Consider the following 18566-nt stretch of genomic DNA (forward strand, 5'->3'; position numbering starts at 1 on the left):
AATTACCTCCATTGGTCCCTAGTCACAAAGAAAATGAAAATCGTCACCTACAACGTCAATGGTATCCGTTCAGCCCTTCGGAAAGATTGGCTCTCATGGCTCAAAGCCTCCAAAGCAGATGTGGTGTGCCTACAGGAAATCAAAGCCACACCGGATCAATTACTGGAACTACAGCTTATTGAACAAATGGGCTATGAGCACTACTGGTACCCTGCTGAAAAAAAAGGATATAGCGGCACGGCCATCTTGACCAAAACTTCCCCCAAGCACGTTGAATACGGTTGCGGTCATGATGACTATGACCGCGAGGGCCGTATCATACGTGCAGATTTTGAAGGCATATCGGTGATGAGCACCTACTTCCCTTCGGGCACCACAGGCGATATTCGGCAGAATTTCAAGTATCGTTTTTTGGATGATTTCCAACTATATAGTGATAAGTTGCGTCGCGAGCTGCCAAATCTTGTCATTTGTGGCGACTATAATATCTGCCATCGCTCCATCGATATTCACAACCCCATCAGTAACGCCAATTCATCCGGTTTTTTACCCGCCGAGCGCGAATGGATGGAAAACTTCGTCAACACTGGATACGTCGATTCATTCCGGCATCTCAACCCCGAACCACACCACTATACCTGGTGGAGCTTCAGGGCTAACGCACGGGCACGCAACCTGGGTTGGCGTATCGATTACAATATGGCGAGCAAAACACTTGAAGATAAAATCGTCAGTGCTTACATCATGCCCGAAGCTGTACATTCTGACCATTGCCCGGTATTGCTCGAACTGGCTATTTAATGTGGGTAGTAATTTTATTAACGGTTTTGTTATCAGAAGCCATACGTTTCATCTTGTCATTACTGGAAAACGAACGGATAGATAATTTTCCGTATTTTTGCAGCCGAATAATGTAATACACTGCATGTCCGTGAAGATTGGAAATATCGATTTGGGTGAATTCCCTTTGCTCCTCGCACCCATGGAGGATGTAAGCGATCCACCCTTCCGTTTTGTGTGCAAGCAAAATGGGGTAGACATGATGTATACCGAGTTTATTTCCTCCGAAGGGCTTATCCGCGATGCGGCTAAAAGTCGGCAGAAGCTCGATATCTTCGAGTATGAGCGACCCATTGGCATCCAAATATTCGGTAGCGATATCAATACCATGCGCGAGGCTACCGAAATTGCCTCCCACGTTAATCCCGATCTGATAGACATCAATTATGGCTGCCCCGTAAAAAATGTAGCCTGCCGTGGGGCAGGGGCGAGCTTGCTGCAAGATGTCGAAAAAATGGTGGCCATGACCAAGGCCGTAGTGGAGGCTACACCCTTACCCGTGACCGTGAAGACCCGCCTAGGCTGGGACGATAACACCAAAAACGTGTATGAAGTGGCCGAACGCTTGCAGGATGTGGGCATCCAAGCCCTCAGCATCCACGGTCGCACTCGTGCACAACTATACAAGGGGCAAGCCGATTGGCGCATGATTCGTGATATAAAGCACAATCCCCGCATACGCATTCCCATTTTTGGAAACGGCGACGTAGATAGCGTCGAGAAGGCTGCAGCTTGGCGTATGGAATATGAAGTGGATGGTATCATGATCGGTCGAGCATCCATAGGCTATCCTTGGATTTTCCGTGAAATCAAACATTTTTTCAATACAGGCGAACGATTAGCGGGCCCTACGATTATAGAGCGTGTGGACGTATGCCGTACCCACCTGCAAAAATCCGTGGAATGGAAAGGCGACAAAACCGGTATTTTTGAGATGCGCCGACATTATGCCAACTATTTCAAAGGCATACCCCACTTCAAGGAATACCGAATGAGATTGGTTTCACTTACCGACATCAACGATATCCATGCTGTACTTGATGAAATCAGCGAGCAATTCGAGATGGAAGTCGCTTAACACTCCCCTTTACTTTTTTAATACCGCCATTAACGTCTTTCGCTCAGCAAAAAAGGCAATTGCCGCAAATGCGCATAACAACACATTGCCAATGATGACATGGCGATCAAACACATCAAAGGCCAACCAGCAAACAGCTACTCCTGCCAAGATATAAGTGATGTTTTTGCCTACGCGATAGGGAATGGGATACCGCTGTTGTCCCCAAAGGTAGGATAACACGACCATACATGCATAGGCTAATAATGTGACCCAAACTGCACCTACGTAACTGAAACGAGGGATCAAAATCACATTAAGCACCACCGTCACGACCGCTCCGATTCCCGAAATATACAATCCAAACCGGGTCTGGTCGGTCAATTTATACCATATCGATAAGTTCATGTAAACACCCAACAACACATAATTCAGCAACAAGATGGGCACAATATGCAGTCCCGACCAGTATAATGCCTGTTGTTCGGCACCATCGCCTTCGATAAAATATTTCAGCCAATCAATATTAGCAGTAATACCCACCATGACCAAAACCATGGCGATGATGAAATAGTCCATGATGAGTGCATAGATTTTACGGGCATTTTCATTTTTGGAATAACTAAAAAAGAATGGTTCTGCCCCTAAACGGAATGCTTGCACCGCTATGCTCAGGAATACAGCTATCTTAGATACAGCACCATATATTCCGTTGTCAATCTTCCCCGCCTCGCCGGGTATCAGCAGCGGTATCATGATTTTACCGAGGTATTCGTTGATGATAAACGAGATGTTGGCCACCAAAATGGGGAAGCTATAGGAAAGCATATCTACCAAAAGCTTACGCTCCACCTGCAGGCGGATCCGGCGGATTTCCGGAATCAAAAGCAGCAATGTCAGTCCACTGGCCACGAGATTGGCCATAAATACGTAGCCCAGCCAGCCGGGCTTGTACCAGCCTGCAAAATATGCTGCCGAGCTAGGCACCTGCTGCATCAGCCAAGGAATGGCCACAATCAACACTAGGTTGAGGCAAACGAATGTTAGGATATTAATCAGCTTAATCACCGCAAACCGGATGGGGCGACCTTGGGCACGCAATTGTGCAAACGGGATGACCGCAAGCGCATCGGCCGCGAGGATAAGGGCAAAATAGCGCACATACCGGTTATAATCACTGTCGTACTGTCCGTTGTTTAGCCACGCGGCAATCGAGGCAGAAAACAAGAACATCGTCGCTAAAAAAAGGGCTGAAGCAAATAAGATAACCACGAAGCTGTTGTTGAGCACCTTCTTTTGGTTGCCCTCATGCTTTTGCAAATAGCGGAAGAAGGTCGTTTCCATGCCAAAAGCAAGCACGGCATTGATCATGGCCGCCCAGCTATATAGTTGGGTGAAAATTCCATATACGGCCGTAGGGAACTGCCGTACAAAAAGCGGCGTGAGCACAAAATTAATTAGCCTTGCGATGATGGTACTCAACCCATAGATTGCGGTTTGACCGGCAAATTTTTTTAGTGCAGACAAGTTTTCAATGCGTTAAAGTCAACTACCCAATTTCTTGATGACTTCAAAATTACGATAGTTTTTTACTTCTCCCTCATGATACGCTACCTTTTCAACTAGAGCTCTATCAGGTCCTTCATTGCACCATTCAAGAAAAGCGTCTAAAGCGAAGCGGTCGCCTTCTGCTTCGATATAAACGGTGCCGTCGGGTATATTGCACACAATACCTTTCACACCGAGTTGATTGGCCACCGCTTTAGTAGCCAGGCGAAAGTATACCCCCTGTACCTTGCCTGATACGATTATGCTGAGATGTTTGATGTTTTTGTCATTAGCCATTCCCGTTCCCTTCGTCTTGCACGATCACTGCAATATCCCTTCCAATTTAAATACCCAAGCATGTGCACAAGGCATTTCGGCTGGACCAACGGCAGGAGGTGTAATGGATAATGCCTTGCCTTTGCTGCTTGTTTTAATCGTTGCATCCGAACCCAACAAGGAGACGTTTTGGGGTTTCCCGTCAATAGGCACATGAATAGGTTGCTCAGGCCAGCGGGTACAGATGACATAGAGATCGTTGCCTTTGCGTGTATAATAAACAGGCTCATTCGCTTTATTATTGGGGCGTTCCTGCCATGCCGTTGTCCCATAGATGGCGTCACCATTCACGGCTAGCCATTCCCCCATGTCAAGCAAACGTTGCTCCATGATTACGGGGATAAGGCCGTTAGCCTTAGGCCCCACGTTAAGTAAGAGGTTACCTCCGTTGCTTACCTTATCTATTAATAGATCGATGAGTTGCTTGGACGAGAAATAATGTGCGGTGGTTTCGAATTGATTGTACCCATATGACGTGCCAATGCCCCGGCTTTCTTCCCAAGGGTGGGTAGCTTTATCACCTATACCCTTCTCATTATGAATCAAATCGTATTCCGTGGTATAGTAATCGCCGTGTTTGCTGCGGGTTTCCTTGCCCCAACGGTCATTCACCACTACATGCTCTTTTACCGGAGATTCATTATACAGCCAGGCCAAAAATTCAACACTCTTCAATGTCTCACTCGGATAGTCCCATTCACCGTCTGAAAAAATGATCTCAGGTTGGTAGGCACTGACTAACTCCTTCATTTGGGGAATCATGTGGGTATCCACCCAGTTGTGGATGGTTTCTTTTTTATAGAGCGGGTGGCTCCATTCCAGCAAGGAGTAGTAGAATCCCATATGAAGCCCGGCATCCTTTACCGCTTGCGTGAGTTCTCCCGCTAAATCACGATTGGCACCGATATCCATACTGTTCCATCGGGGGCTATATTGGCTAGGCCATAAACAAAATCCATCATGGTGCTTGGACGTGAGCACGACATATTTAGCTCCTGCACGCTTAAATAGATCTGCCCATTTGTTGGCCTGAAAATGCTCCGCTTTAAACATCGGGGCAAAATCACGGTAAGTGATGTGGTCACCGTACGTCTTGCGGTGGTATTCAGCAAAAAACTTGTTGCCATGCAACAGCCGGTTTTCATAATGCTCGGCATATTTTTCATATACTCCTTCTACTTCATCTACTGGGGCATAGGCAGGCACCGAGTAAGGCCCCCAATGGATGAAGATGCCAAATTTGGCATCAGACCACCATTGTGGGGTTTCGCGTTTGTCAAGCGATTCCCAATTGGGTTGGTAGGATTGGGCTAGCAATGAGGTTGTGGTACATAGTACAAGTAGTTGCATCAATAAGTATTTCATAGCTTGAATCCGTAGGATCTTATCTGATTTGTTATTAATTGGATTCCGCTAATATCGCGATTTGTTTTGAAAACTTGCAACTCCCTATTCCATATGACGAATAGCCGCCACTACCGGAAGATGATCAGAAGGATAACGCTGGTCTTTGGCATCGGTTAGCACCGCATATTTTGATACATCGAAATGCTTACTTACGAATATATAATCAATACGATGCTTCATTAGTGCAGTGAAATTAAAAGAATTAGTAGTCCCTACAGGACCATAAGGCGGTAACTTTGAAATGGAATAAGTGTCATTAAGTATCGATGAAATGGCTTTAATCTGTTCAGTTTCCGGTGTAGAGTTAAAATCTCCAGTGCAAATAACAGGCTCATCCTTAGCGATTTCCTTTATTTTTGACACCATTAGCTTTCCCGATTCCTGACGGGCAATTACCCCTTGATGGTCAAAATGTGCGTTGAATACGTAAAACTGTTTTTTGGTATCCTTATCCTCGAATTTTGCCCACGAACATATCCTATTGCAACAAGTCGCATCCCAGCCCAATCCGGGTTCATCCGGAGTTTCGCTCAGCCAAAAGTTTCCAGAATCAATGACTCTAAAGCGGTCTTTCTTATAAAGAATCGCCGAATGTTCGCCGGCATGCTCACCATCATCACGGCCTGCTCCAAAGTAGGCATACGCTGGTATTTCACAAAGGTCATTTAATTGGTGAATAAAACCTTCTTGGGTACCGATAATATCAAAATCGTGGTATTGGATCAAGGCTTTTACATTTTCCTTACGGTGAGGCCATGCATTTAGGCTATCCCTTGGTGTGTCCATCCGCAGGTTATAGCTTGCCACATTGATGTCGGTGGTACCGTTCCGTTTTTGGCCACATCCGGCAAAAATGAAAAAACAGGAGAAAACGATTATAATAGATGCTCTCATAATTACATGCTTGATTTGTAATGATATGGCAGAGGCCATAAAGCAGCCCCTGCCATTCATGATGAAATAAACTATATGAACTACCAGCCCGGATTTTGTCCAAGTGCCGGATTCCGATCCCGATCAGTTTCGGGAATGGGATATAGGTACTTTTTATCCAGCCATTCGCGGACTCCAGGGTTCCACCTCACCTCACCCGATGTTCCATTGGACAGTTGTATCCTCCCCGTAGCCGTAGATGGAGATACATCCACAAAAGCAATTGAAGGATTCGTAGAAGTTGGCTTGCTTCCCTGATAGAAATAAACATCCATGATCCCATCCTCGTTCAGATCATACTCACCCAAAGCGGGCACATACATACCATTCATCGGGGCATCCTGGAACAGCTTACCAATTCGCCATCTTTTTAAGTCATCGGGTCGAAGCCCTTCGAAGATCAATTCAACGGCTCGTTCGCGCATAACTTCAAGCAATACCGCATTGGTAAACTTTCCTTGGTAAAAATTAACCAGGTATGGGTCAGCAATGGATGGCATGGTAGTGAGTGTTGCACCCGTGATACCGGCACGCTGGCGCAAAGCGCCAATAGTTGCTGCCCATGTCGCATTGGTCATTGCACCTAATTCTGCCAAAGCCTCCGCCTTGTTCAACAATACCTCTCCCCAACGCATGATGATGTGGGCATTATCATTCCTACTTTCATCATCATAAGGGAAGCGCTCGTCATAACACCACTTTATGGGCTGGTATCCGGTAACCGTCTGATTGAAATTTGGAGGTGCCACCATGGGAACCCCGTTTTCAGTTCGTCGATAGTCTCCCAAGCGGATGGTTTGTTTCAGCCGCAGGTCACGATCTTTTACTTCATCCACAAATGGTGTCATTTGATAATTCGGGTTATCGGTAAAAGGCGTGCCATCCAGCTTGAGGTAGGTGTTTACAAAATTACGGGTCAAACTTGGGCGGTTGCCATATGTTGGGCTTATAAACCGCCGGTTTGCCGAACTGAATACCTGTAGGCTGGCATCCAATGCCACGGCCAAGATCGTTTCGTCTGCATAAGGAGTTTTGGTGATGAAAATCTCGCGGTAAGACCGCGCTTGTAATGTGCCCTGATGCAAGGAGAAGCCTGCGATGTTGTCCGCCTCTTTTATCACCTCTTGGTACCATGCATCAGCAGTAGACTGCATGTTATAATCCGTATGGTACTTCCTAAAAGACGCCTCATAGAGACATATCCTTGTTTTATAGGCTCGAGCAACATTGTTGGTAATCCTAGTGCTCGTAGGGTCCGTTGCCAATGTAATGTTTGTTATGGCGTAATCAAGATCGGCCAACACATTATCCATTACTTCGAAACGGTTTGTACGAGGTCCGTGTAGCGTAAGACTGTCTGTTATTTCGATCGTTCTGTCAATCCAAGGCACATCCCCAAAGCGTTTTACTTTATCAAAATAAAACAATGCGCGAAAGAAACGGGCCATCCCAATGTAATGATTTTTCTCAGGCACGGTGCTTTCTTCGGCATTCTCAATAAAATAGTTGATATTACGGAGGTCTGTCCAACTCCATCCAGAGCTTGTAATGGGGCTTAACGCCCCGGGGGCCAATAAATTATCCACCCCGTTTCGGGCAACCAAATCCGATACATCGTCACTCTGAAACACACCAACATCTGTTCCGGGCAAAATATCATAAAACGAGTTGGCATAAAGTTCAAGACCGCTTGCTGAGCCAAAGATCGCCTGATTTGTTGCGGTATCCACGGGGATTTCATCCAGATCGCATGACGCTAGCGAGATGATGATCAATATTGGCAATAAATAACGAAATGTCTTCATGATTATTCAAGATTAAAAATTAAGGGTTAATCCTACTGAAATGGCTTTGAGCATCGGGTAATTGTACCCGTCTCCGCTCCTACCCCTACCATCACTGCTCAAATCACGGTCGGACCCATAGATATTAGTCACATCCGTATCTTTGGTCCATTTGTACATCGGTGACCATGTCCATAGATTTTCGGCAGAGACATATACTTTCAAATCATTTGCATGAATTCTCGAGACAAGTTGCATTGGAATCGTATAGCCCACTTGCAGGTTTCGCAATCGAATATAAGCCGCATTCTGCAGATACCGGTCATTCGGCACATTCAAAGCACGCCCTGTTCCCTGGGCGATATAACCAACAAGACGTGGCATATAGGCATCGAAATTTCCAAGCTCTTCCCTGAACATATTGGCCTCTTGCCAGCGCGGGTATTGATTGTAGGGACGATTATACTGCCCCCAGAATCGCGCCTCCGGTGACGGGTAGTAATCCTGCTTCATTACCCCTTGGAAAAATGCCGATAGGAAAAAGCCATTCCAATCGCCAGAAAAATTAAACCCAAACGTATACCGCGGTTCCGAATTGCCGATAATGGATTTATCGCCTGAATCACCAACGCGGTTCAGGCCCTGGTAAATAACACTGTCCCCATCCAAATTTCTAAATTTGATATCCCCAACATAGTTTTTCCGGGTATTGGTATTCGGGATGTTGTGCTGGGAGGGTGAGTTTGCGATTTCCTCTTCCGAACGGAAAAGGCCCTCTACCTGATAACCCCATATTTCCCCGACACGCTGGCCGACATAGTAGTCCGTCAGCAATTTGTCCCTATTGTTGTACTTTGTGATTGTGGCCCGATAGTCGGATAAGGTAAATCGGACGTCATAATTAAATGGTTTTTCGGCTAAGGTAAAACGATCCATCCAATTGACGGAAATCTCCCATCCGGTGGTTTCCAGGTCGGCATAATTCCCTTTCGGCACGGTCGTTCCATAGATAGCGGGCAATGTCGGCCCGGTGGTGAACATGTCACTTGTCCAGCGACGATACAGATCGCCCACAAACTGGAGCCTGTTGTTCAAACTTGAAAATTCCAAACCGATATTGCCCGTTGTGGACGTTTCCCAGGTCAATCCCTCAGGAACAACGCCCGGTTGTCCTGTTCGTTGCGGACGGATCCCATTGATGATACGACCCGATTGGGAGATGACAAAGTTCTCCGTAAACGAATAAGGGTTAATATTTCCATTACCCAATGAACCATAAGAGGCCCGTAACTTTACATTGGACAAAGCCTTGGGATTTACCTTCCAAAACGGCTCTTCAGAAATCCGCCAACCGACGGATGCCGATGGGAAGAAGGCCCATTGTTGGTCAGTGGGGAACTTTGAGGAACCATCATAACGGCCATTTACTTCAAGTAAATACCGTTCCTTGAAATCATAATTCACACGAAAAAATCCACCGGCAATAGCCCATTTTTGATTGCCTCCTGTGGTAAGAATGCTTTGCCCGAGCGCCAGATTGATGTCATCCGCATCGGCATATACAATACCATTACGCCGTGCGGTCAGGTTTTTATACAGCGACTGCTCATAATTGTAGCCAACCAATAAACCGATGTTGTGGGCAGCATTAATTGACTTTACATAGTTGGCATAGATATTTGTAGCAATATATTCCGTCGTTTGTCTACGCTCTTCCAGGTCGTTTGTGTTGGTGCCTGTGTAGCCGATTACCCCTTCGTAACGGCTGTATGGCACTTGAACCCGGTTTTGTTGCGAACCGATATCTGTACTTTGGAAGGTAAAATCAGCACGTAGTGTCAAGCTTTTATCAAGAAATTCAGCCTTGGCAGCTGTTCTGTTCTTCAGGAACCGTCGCGCGTTATCCGTGCCGTTTCTTCCGATATAGTAGTCGCCTACCGTATAAGCCGCGGGAAAGGATAAGGTACCATCCGGATTCAGCAACGGGGCTAGGGGATGGCCTTCGTCGGCCATATTACGCCAAATGCCACTGCCTTCCCCAACGTTCAATGGTTGATGATAGTCCATCCGCGAGTATTCCGTATTATTTTCCATTTGCAACCATTGGGTAAGTTGAATGGTGCCTTTCGCCCGTAAATTATACATGGAATAGGTGTCTGAATTATATCGGAAAAGCCCGTCTTGCCCATTGTAGCGGCCACTCAAATAAAATGCGGTCTTCTCGTTCCCACCGGAAAGCGCCAGGTTATGGTCTTGCGCCAAAAACTGGTCTTTATACAATTCGCGATACCAGTCAGTACTGTAGAAATATTGGTACTCTCCCGTAGATGGATTTACTTCTATCCTTGGTAGGGACGGGTCCTCCCACCGCCTTTTTATTTCGGCTAAATATGCAGGCGAAAATGGTAGGGTTTTGTTTACCGCTGTGGGTGTATTGCCATTGTCATTCCATCTCGACCATGCATCGCTAAAGCCTTGGGCCCAAGGATAAGAATCCGTGATGTTATCCGGGACGGTTGTTGGCGATTTTGAAGAGAAATTTGTTGAATAAGTAATGGATGTTTTTCCTTCAGATGCGGATTTAGTGGTAATCAATACCACCCCAAAAGCGGCGCGTGCCCCATAGATGGAGGCTGAAGCAGCGTCTTTTAATACGGATATGCTTTCAATATCGTTTGGGTTCAACATACGTGGATCGCCTTCTACTCCATCTATCAAGATCAACGCGCTACCTTGTTGCCCGATTGAAGTCGTGCCCCGGACATTAAACTCTGGCGATTGGGTCGGCTTACCGTCCAACATGCGGATATTCAAATTTGGAGAAGCCCCTACTAAACCTTGGGAAATATTTGTGATAGGTCGGTTCTGGAATGCCTCAGCAGTGATTTGATCTACCGCACCCGTAAGGTTTACTTTTCGTTGCGTGCCATAACCTACCACCACCACCTCATCCAAATCGCTTACCTGTTCTTGCATGGTCACATTGATGACATTGCCCGTAGTTACGGGCATCTCCATTGGCGTATAGCCGACTATGGAAAATGCCAGCACCTGATCGCGGTTTGGCAGTTGGATGCGGAAGTTTCCATTGACATCGGTGGTTACCACAAGCGTACTGCCCTTTACGCGTACTGTGGCCCCTTCAAGCGGTTCTCCTTGTTCGCTAGTAACCCTGCCGGTGATGATGATTTCCTGTATGGCTACTTTTTTTCCTACAGGAGGGTCTGATTTCGCTTTGGTAATAATGATGTTCTTTTCGATCATCTGATAGTCAAGCCCCTGTCCTTTCAGACTCTCGGAGAGCGCCTCTTCAATGGAGGCTTCTTTAAGTGTAATGGCAATCGGCTTTATACGGCGGATGAGCTCCGAATCATAGAAAATATGATATCCGGTTTGTCGCTTTATTTCCTTGAAAACCTCCACCAATGTTGCCCTGTCTTTTTGTAGGGTAACGTGCTGGGCATACGTCAATGCGCTGACCTGCAAACAGCTGATCAATGACAAGATACAGGACAATTTCATGGCCAATACATATTTGGGCTTCACACACCTACGGAGACGATGGTAATGTGTGGTAAAATTTTTGTACATTTGAATAGGGTTTATGAAAAAAGGTTCCTAATTATTCTTTTACTAAATCCTGATGGCCCAAAGCCATTTGCATTCAGGGGCGGTCGCAACGCTCCTGTTTGCATCTTTTAGCCTTGGATTGCCCTTTCCATTAAGCTATGTCATCACAATTACCCTCCTTCCTACTATCCGAAACCGGATGGAACCTGTTAGTGCTATGGTGCCCAATAAGGTTTCAAAATCTTCAAATCTTGAAATGGTGCCCCCAAAATACTTATTTGTCATATCGCCTTGGTATTCCACTTCAATATCATACCATCGTGCGATGGTGGTCATTACGTAGGTGATGTGCTCATCCGAAAAGGCGAAATAGCCATTTTTCCAAGCGATGGCATTGGTTGGATCTACTTGTGCGACCTGAATGATATTGCTACCCCTTTTGACGGTAGCTTCCTCGTTGGGATTTAGGATACGGTGTATGGATTCATTCGGTCTTGAGGTAGTGGCTGATACTTTTACACGGCCTTCGAGCAAGGTAGTTTTTACGGTTTCTCCATCATTATAGGCATTGATATTGAAATGAGTGCCAAGGACTTCCACAGTTTGCGTCTTGGTTTTGACGAGGAATGGTAGATGGAACGCGGATTGGGCGGATGACTGACTGCTAACCTCAAAATACGCTTCTCCTTCGAGTTCGACTATTCTTTTATTTCCAATAAACTGCGTGGGGTACGTTAATGTGGATGCCGCATTGAGCCATACCTTGGTACCATCGGGTAATATCATCCGCTGTTCACCCCCGTTCGGCGTGCTGATGGTGTTGTATACGACCTCTTTTACCTGTGTCGTATGAATGGATTCATAGAAAAGTTGTCCCTCTGCTGTCTTCACAATCCGCATGCCTGATTCCTCGGCGATACGCCCAGAACTGATTTCATCCAAATTGATGGTTCTGCCATTGGACAAGGTAAGGATTGCCTTTTCACCACCTGGTACGATAGCATCTGAAAGCACCGTTTTGTCTAATTGTTCGTCTTTCGTATTATCATTGGTAGAACGATCGTGCAGAAAAAACAGCATGCCTATGCAAAGCAATGCAGCCACTCCCGCTGTCCACCGCCAAATGGCTGGCTGGATTAGCCTGCTCGATTTTGGTTGCTTTATTGGTGGGTTAGCCTGTACTCTTGGGTCGTTGAGGATGCTTCGATACATGGAATCACTTTGGGCGGACATCGGTGTATCGCTATTTAAATCGTGCCACAGGCTGTCAATGACAGCATTCAAATCACCCTCCGTGTCGGTCTGCAACATATACTGTTTCAATTCCAACAGTTCATCGGCACTAATTTGATTGCTCATATATCCTTGAAGCAGCTGGCGTAACCGTGCTTTGTCAAATTCCATGCAATGTCCTTCTCAAGTTTATCATATGGTCCATCAGATTTATGAGGGTTACCTATACAATAAACGGATGAGGGATGCCAGAGGACTAGTGGGGCATCTATTTTTTTATTGGGGGGAAAATCGTGTTCATCCGATTAACAGAAACAGCGACAGCAGAAAAGTCATATTATGTTTGCTGAAGTGCAGTTTTAAGGTTTTCAATGCACTCACCATATGATTTCTTACGGTATTAGGTGAAATGTGTAAGCGTTCGGCAATTTCGTCATATGACAACCCTTCTTTGCGGCTCAGGGTGAAAACAGTCTGTTGTTGGGTTGGCAACGCTTTGATGGTCTCTTCTGTAAACCGATTCAAATCTTCGAATATGATAGTTTCTTCGGTATTATTGGTATGGGTCTCCATGTAGCGGCTCAAATAGTCTTTTGCGCTAGCCTCCGACAATTTTTTCCGAAAATGGTCAATGGTTAGCCTTCTCGCCGTCAAGTAAACATAAGGATACAACGGTTGGGTCTCGTTGAGTTTGCCCCGATGGAGCCACAGTGCCACAAATGTTTCCTGAAGCAATTCTTCGGTCTTTGCGGTATCTTTAACCAACGATTGGATTAGCCGATAGATTCGCCCGTGCAGTTGATTGTAGATGGCACGGAAAGCCGCCTCCTCTCCGTCCTGTAGGCGGGTGATTAGTTCGGGGGCGATTTCTACATGGGTAGACATGAACAATATGGATAGTAAACTAGTTTCGAATTACAGGAATATCCTTGGCATTGGTAAGAGCAAACTTAAAGCAAATTCTTTAACATTCCAAGGATATCAATGGACATCATTCTGTCAACAAAAATAACAGACTAAGCTAAACTTCTTGTTCGCTATAGGTTAAGTTTGTGTTAGGAGTAGTAATCCACAGGCAGGGCACTCACGCTTGAGCCGCACCAGATACTTAGACTTGCGCCGCAGCTTCCCTGACATTCAGTCTCTGTACTTTTACCCCTTCTTCGGATGTTAAATATTGCTGGTTCCTATCGCATTTGCTCTGCGGGTTTGTCATGCTGATCCATTTCGCATCAATGGCCGTTTTCAGCACCTTGTTGAAATTGTCCGTATACTGGGTAGTCCGAATTTGTCTTTCAACGTATCCGTACTTATTCGTTTATATCCGCTTAAAAGCGACTTTAGTTTGCTAATAAAATTAGATTATGGAAAAATGAGAACTGACAGGAGGCAGTGATACTATGGGTATAGAACAATTATTGATTGAAACAGAAAAGAAGGGAAGCGAAAAGAAAGGCATTGAAAAAGGCAAGTCAGATGTGGTAGCCAACCTAATCCAGCAGCTGGGGCTGGACGACCAGGCCGCTGCCGAGGTAGCCGAAGTCTCCATCGACTTCGTGCGCAAGGTCCGTAAGGATTTGGCCAAGAAAAAGAAATAAGAAGTTTTACCAATAGAATCTAGATATTTCAAGCCATCCGCCAGTTGTCGGGGGCTTTTTTATTTTCTCACAAGCTCTACACCAAATACCGCTGGTTCTTATGGTGCAGGCTTTCGGGATATTTGAGGCGCAGTAGGCCGGCTTGAAGGGCTAGGTCCAATAGGCGGTTGAAGGAGCGGGTGTAGGTTTTGAGGTTGAACTTTAATGATAGCCGTAGGATTTCATAGCGAAATCCTTTATTTTTGCAATCAACTTTACCTTTGATTAACTAAAATCGAAACCTTGAAAAAGTATTACTTTATTGATGAGAGCGGAGACCCGGTATTCTATGGGCATCGGAAAAAGCTTCTTGTCGGAACCGATGGTTTCCAACCCTATCTGATTATTGGCATGATCGAAACTGACAACAGGAGAGCTCTACGTAAAGCCGTGGTTGACTTCATGGAGATGATTAAAGCCGATGTCATGTAAATAGTATTCCATCCATATCCGATGGGAAAGGCTGGTATGTACATGCAAGGGAGACCATCCCGAGATCAGGGCAAAGTTCTTTGAGCTGTTGCGTGGCCTGCAGGGTTTCAAAGCACACATCGTCATCGCCAAAAAAAGGACTTGAATATCTTCAACCGCAAACACAACAATAATCCGACAGAATTTTACTTCGATGTATTGCAACATTTACTCAATGGCAAATTGCATAATCAGCAATGCGAACATTGCCTGTACCTGTCCAATATATGTCGCAATACAAGAAATGAGTAACAATAAAAATAGGACAGAAGAAGAGTTTAACCGGATTCAGTCCCTGGGCGAACCCGACCCCTTCAGATTGAAATACCGGGAACGACAATAATGGATTTCCCGGATTTCTTGGCCAGGGCAACCGGAGTTTCGTATCTTTTTTCAAACAAGTGACGTTTTTTTCCGCATCGGGCGTGGTGGTAGTGTTAGGGGATGCTTAGAAGACACACGCAATAATTTCCCCTCCTTCGCTCGGCTTCAGATCGCTGAATTCCCGCCAGATTCCTGTGTCCGGATCACCAACCCTCATCAGGTAGGTCGATTCGTTAAACACTTTCGGTTTAAATGTTGGGCTTTCTACGCGAAGCGAATACACCAGTTCGCCATTTTCCTGATCGATTATTTCAACGACTGGACTTTCCAGGTTTTCCAGCTGAAGTTCGGGCAGGTAACCGATCGCCTTGCGTGCATAGTTATCCTGCTGCGCAATGGTCATCGGCCATCCTTGGTATTGTCCATCCAGTTCTTTTTCCGGGTCGGCATACCGGGGCCAGCATTCCACTTGGATGCTTTGGGCTTCCTTATCAAACGTAACGATCCCGTAACCGGTGGAACGGTCGTAAATGATAGCAGGCTCCCGGTTCGTTTGCCGTGGGTTGGCCACCGCATGGATGGTCATCCGGTTCCCGAATCCGTCGAAAAAATCGCCAGTGTATGCCGGTTGGCCGTTGAGTGGCCTGTGGTTTTCGGTCACGGGCGGCCACCAGCGCCTCGGGAAAATATTATTCAGTGCCGGCCCGGCGAAGGCATATCCGGCATCGCCGAATTCTTCTATACCATAGTGCACCATACTGGCCAGGTGTTGGTCTCCTGCGATATGGAAGGCAAAGCATTTCCGGATCAGCTTCAGTGCCTCATCGCGCCCGCGCTGCGGCCAACCGTTTGAATCCATATCGGCCGTGGGCGCATCACCCGGAATGTATTCGCCTTGCTTCGGTACTGGAAGTTTGGGGACGATGCTGTCGATAACACTCCCTTGGGGTAGGGTGGCCACGGTGCAGAAATTGGTCTGCGAAAGTACCGCTTTCATTTTTATACCCTGCTTCCAATCTTTCGACCATTCCTCCAGGAAATGCAGCTGGCGATCACCCAACAAGTCTGCATCGATATCGTAATGTGCTTTGATGTCAAAATCCCGATTCTGTGTAAAACCATTGAGTACATTGGCTTCCCCGGGCAACGCATTTTTGGGCGCTGTTTTGAACTTCCGGTCTTCCAGGATCGCAAAACCCACGCCTCCGTAATTCCAATTGGTGTAGTACACCCCGATTCCTTGCTCCACAGGGGTGGGATCGTAAGGATCGGGGAGATGGCTGGTTTGCGTCTGCTGCATCATGTTTACCCAGGCTGCGGGCATTTTATACCCACCCTGATCTTGAGCCACATAATTCCAACCTTCATTGGTTGGAGCAGCCTTGCCGCCTTCTCCCCATACATTACCATGGTACGCATCATGGTCGTCCGGGATGATGGCCGCGGGGATGTGCCTGAAGATATCGCGGTACGACCACCCGAACATGTACCACTTGCGCAGGTAATCCAACGTGGCGCGGTCTAACGGAGCGGTTTCGATACCGAACCCGCCGGTCGATTCATAAAACTGGTCGCCTAGGAAAAGGGCCAGGTCCGGGCGGTGTTTGGCCACATGCCGGCCTACCTCGGTGTCGGGGAATCCAAAATCGCCGTTGCAGCTGAATACCGCCGCTTTAAGCCCCTCTTCGCCTACGGGCTCACCGGCGATGCTCCCCTCGTAAAAATAGGTTTCGGTTCCCCTGCCAAGGGGGAGTTGCACCCGAACCCGGTAGGGCACGGTTTGTTCGTACGCCCAGTTGTCTGCCCGAAACCGGGCGATGCGCCCCTGGCCGTCTACCCGGCTGTCCTGCACGGGATCCCAGCTATCGCCGGGTTTTATTTCTAGGGTGACCCGGTGGCCGGCTATGGTCTCTATGGGGGTTAGCTGGGCAGTGAGTTTAAGTACCTTATTGTGCAGGGTGTACTGTGCGAAACATACCGGGCCGAAAACCTGATCGGGATGGTGATCCACCTTTGTCCCGCTGATCTTCCAATCGGCAAAAGCAGCCGAAGGATATAATTCGGCTGTTTTCTCGGCCTCCAAAAAATGTGATATTAGGGCGATGTTGCCCGTGAGGCGATGCCGGGGTATGTCGCCAACCTCCATTTCGGCCAATTGTCTGTCGCCGTCAGCGCTCTTGGCGGCCAAGTGTATCCGATAGGCCCCACCACGGGGTTCGGCCCGCAAGATTAGTTGGCACGTCCCACTCGGGGATAAACTGGCGGATACCTTGCGATCACCGATAAATAAATCGCCCGCTGCGGTAATCCCGGTATCCAGTCCCTTCCCGAAGACCGTGGCAGACCGATAGTCGGCAAACGGGCCTTTCGCCCCCAAGCGGATCCCAACATATTCCATACCGGCATTTCGCCCCTTGCTAAACAGGTGCACCTGTACCGAAACCTCGAACACTTCCATACGGTCGCTAAGCTGGCAAGTAAGGCAATGTAGGGTGCGGTTTTTCCCGGTCACCACGCAAACCGCACGCCCGTCCTGAAGCTCCCAGTCCTGCAGGCGATTGCCCCAATACTCCGGGCCTACCCAGCGTATGTTTGGCCAGTGATGCCACTGACTTGCGAAGTCCGCCGCATCGGTTGTCGTTTTATTGTTCGCTTTCTTGGTGTCCGCGAGTAACGCGGATGGGGCTACCATGGCAACGCCGATGGTTTTGATCGCATTTCTTCTTTTCATTTCTTCGTTTCGATTTGTTTGCTTTAGCGATATCTGAATTATAAAAACTAGTGTCCTGCTCGAAATCCGTGGCATTGACCCAAGGCGATTCCATTTCTTCCCCGGCCATATATCGCTCATAAAAATCCCGATTATTCTTGGCAAAATAAGGGTATTCGTCAAATATATGGCCTTTTCCAAACATCCGCGGATCTCCTTCGTCCCTTAATTTTTCAAACAGGAGTTCCTTTAAGCTTAACCTAACGGAATCATGGGCCGCTTCATTCGCCAGATTTCGGCCAGTGAGGATACTGGCCCTGGAAGGCGCACATTTGGCATTGGGGGTATACGCGTTCGTAAATAAAACCCCCTCGGCGACCACGCGGTCAAATGCCGGGGTCTGCAGCCACTCGCATCCGTACGCACTCATATAGGGAAAAGATGCATCATCCGCCAATGCGAATAAGATATTGGATCGCTTGGGCTTTTCCTCTTGGTTTTCGCGGTCACTTTTATGTGAATACGATATTTCCATCTGGAGAAGTGAGTTTAATATTTTTCTGCGCAAATGCTGGTATTGTGCATGCCACTAAAAAAATAGTGAAGATATTGCTTAAAACGTTCATAATATTGCGATTCCGTTGATTCGACTCTTTGCGTTTATTGACATGCAATATAATAAAACCGTCCGAATCGTGCTAATCGTCGCAATTTAA

The 18566-nt window shown here is 47.0% G+C and carries 14 protein-coding genes; 4 read left to right on the top strand and 10 right to left on the bottom strand.

What is annotated here, in order from left to right:
* Positions 1-33: 33 nt before the first annotated feature.
* Both NF543_RS16975 and dusB read left to right on the top strand, forming a co-directional pair.
* Entirely contained in the window at positions 34-801 is a 768-nt protein-coding gene (locus NF543_RS16975) for an exodeoxyribonuclease III (RefSeq protein WP_257669485.1), read from the top strand.
* Positions 802-925: 124 nt separating this feature from the next.
* A complete protein-coding gene (gene dusB / locus NF543_RS16980) occupies positions 926-1918 on the top strand; it encodes a tRNA dihydrouridine synthase DusB (RefSeq protein ID WP_257669373.1) in 993 nt (330 codons plus the stop codon).
* 9 nt (positions 1919-1927) lie between these two features.
* Here dusB and NF543_RS16985 read toward each other — a convergent pair whose 3' ends face one another.
* The 8 genes from NF543_RS16985 to NF543_RS17020 form a co-directional block, all read right to left on the bottom strand.
* Positions 1928-3424 (bottom strand): lipopolysaccharide biosynthesis protein, encoded by a 1497-nt coding sequence (locus NF543_RS16985; protein WP_257669374.1) that lies wholly within the window; start codon positions 3422-3424, stop codon positions 1928-1930.
* Between the two features lie 18 nt (positions 3425-3442).
* A complete protein-coding gene (locus NF543_RS16990; protein ID WP_258171744.1) occupies positions 3443-3742 on the bottom strand; it encodes an acylphosphatase in 300 nt (99 codons plus the stop codon).
* A 24-nt stretch (positions 3743-3766) separates the two neighbouring features.
* Positions 3767-5146 (bottom strand): alpha-L-fucosidase, encoded by a 1380-nt coding sequence (locus NF543_RS16995; protein ID WP_257669375.1) that lies wholly within the window; start codon positions 5144-5146, stop codon positions 3767-3769.
* 84 nt (positions 5147-5230) lie between these two features.
* Complete coding sequence (locus tag NF543_RS17000) at positions 5231-5995, bottom strand: endonuclease/exonuclease/phosphatase family protein (RefSeq protein WP_257957522.1); 765 nt, start codon at positions 5993-5995, stop codon at positions 5231-5233.
* Between the two features lie 167 nt (positions 5996-6162).
* A complete protein-coding gene (locus NF543_RS17005) occupies positions 6163-7926 on the bottom strand; it encodes a RagB/SusD family nutrient uptake outer membrane protein (protein ID WP_257669377.1) in 1764 nt (587 codons plus the stop codon).
* A gap of 12 nt (positions 7927-7938) precedes the next feature.
* The gene (locus NF543_RS17010) at positions 7939-11496 is read right to left on the bottom strand and encodes a TonB-dependent receptor (RefSeq protein WP_257669378.1); all 3558 of its coding nucleotides are present in this window, start codon (positions 11494-11496) and stop codon (positions 7939-7941) included.
* A gap of 135 nt (positions 11497-11631) precedes the next feature.
* Entirely contained in the window at positions 11632-12879 is a 1248-nt protein-coding gene (locus NF543_RS17015; RefSeq protein ID WP_257669379.1) for a FecR family protein, read from the bottom strand.
* A gap of 126 nt (positions 12880-13005) precedes the next feature.
* Positions 13006-13593 (bottom strand): RNA polymerase sigma factor, encoded by a 588-nt coding sequence (locus NF543_RS17020; protein WP_257669380.1) that lies wholly within the window; start codon positions 13591-13593, stop codon positions 13006-13008.
* A gap of 515 nt (positions 13594-14108) precedes the next feature.
* On the opposite strand from NF543_RS17020, the gene NF543_RS17025 reads away from it, so the two are divergent.
* Positions 14109-14306 carry a hypothetical protein gene (locus NF543_RS17025; RefSeq protein ID WP_257669381.1) on the top strand — a complete coding sequence of 66 codons (198 nt, stop codon included), beginning with the start codon at positions 14109-14111 and terminating at the stop codon, positions 14304-14306.
* Between the two features lie 282 nt (positions 14307-14588).
* Positions 14589-14777 (top strand): hypothetical protein, encoded by a 189-nt coding sequence (locus tag NF543_RS17030; protein ID WP_257669382.1) that lies wholly within the window; start codon positions 14589-14591, stop codon positions 14775-14777.
* A 487-nt stretch (positions 14778-15264) separates the two neighbouring features.
* Here the strand turns inward: NF543_RS17030 and NF543_RS17035 are convergent, their stop codons facing one another.
* Together NF543_RS17035 and NF543_RS17040 are read right to left on the bottom strand one after the other, a co-directional pair.
* Positions 15265-17871: an alkaline phosphatase D family protein gene (locus NF543_RS17035; RefSeq protein WP_257669383.1), complete on the bottom strand. Its 2607-nt coding sequence runs from the start codon at positions 17869-17871 to the stop codon at positions 15265-15267.
* Complete coding sequence (locus NF543_RS17040; protein ID WP_257669384.1) at positions 17783-18385, bottom strand: sulfatase-like hydrolase/transferase; 603 nt, start codon at positions 18383-18385, stop codon at positions 17783-17785. The genes NF543_RS17035 and NF543_RS17040 overlap by 89 nt, the downstream gene beginning before the upstream one ends.
* Positions 18386-18566 lie beyond the last annotated feature (181 nt).

The organism is Parapedobacter tibetensis, from assembly GCF_024704835.1.
Taxonomy (GTDB): Bacteria; Bacteroidota; Bacteroidia; order Sphingobacteriales; family Sphingobacteriaceae; genus Parapedobacter; species Parapedobacter tibetensis.

Bases quoted from the DNA above. Each gene is read 5' to 3' on its own strand.
- NF543_RS17015 (WP_257669379.1), bottom strand. From the start codon at position 12,879: ATGGAATTTGACAAAGCACGGTTACGCCAGCTGCTTCAAGGATATATG.
- NF543_RS17005 (WP_257669377.1), bottom strand. From the start codon at position 7,926: ATGAAGACATTTCGTTATTTATTGCCAATATTGATCATCATCTCGCTA.
- NF543_RS17010 (WP_257669378.1), bottom strand. From the start codon at position 11,496: ATGTACAAAAATTTTACCACACATTACCATCGTCTCCGTAGGTGTGTG.
- NF543_RS17035 (WP_257669383.1), bottom strand. From the start codon at position 17,871: ATGAAAAGAAGAAATGCGATCAAAACCATCGGCGTTGCCATGGTAGCC.
- NF543_RS16995 (WP_257669375.1), bottom strand. From the start codon at position 5,146: ATGAAATACTTATTGATGCAACTACTTGTACTATGTACCACAACCTCA.
- NF543_RS16990 (WP_258171744.1), bottom strand. From the start codon at position 3,742: ATGGCTAATGACAAAAACATCAAACATCTCAGCATAATCGTATCAGGC.
- NF543_RS16975 (WP_257669485.1), top strand. From the start codon at position 34: ATGAAAATCGTCACCTACAACGTCAATGGTATCCGTTCAGCCCTTCGG.
- dusB (WP_257669373.1), top strand. From the start codon at position 926: ATGTCCGTGAAGATTGGAAATATCGATTTGGGTGAATTCCCTTTGCTC.
- NF543_RS17040 (WP_257669384.1), bottom strand. From the start codon at position 18,385: ATGGAAATATCGTATTCACATAAAAGTGACCGCGAAAACCAAGAGGAA.
- NF543_RS17025 (WP_257669381.1), top strand. From the start codon at position 14,109: ATGGGTATAGAACAATTATTGATTGAAACAGAAAAGAAGGGAAGCGAA.
- NF543_RS17020 (WP_257669380.1), bottom strand. From the start codon at position 13,593: ATGTCTACCCATGTAGAAATCGCCCCCGAACTAATCACCCGCCTACAG.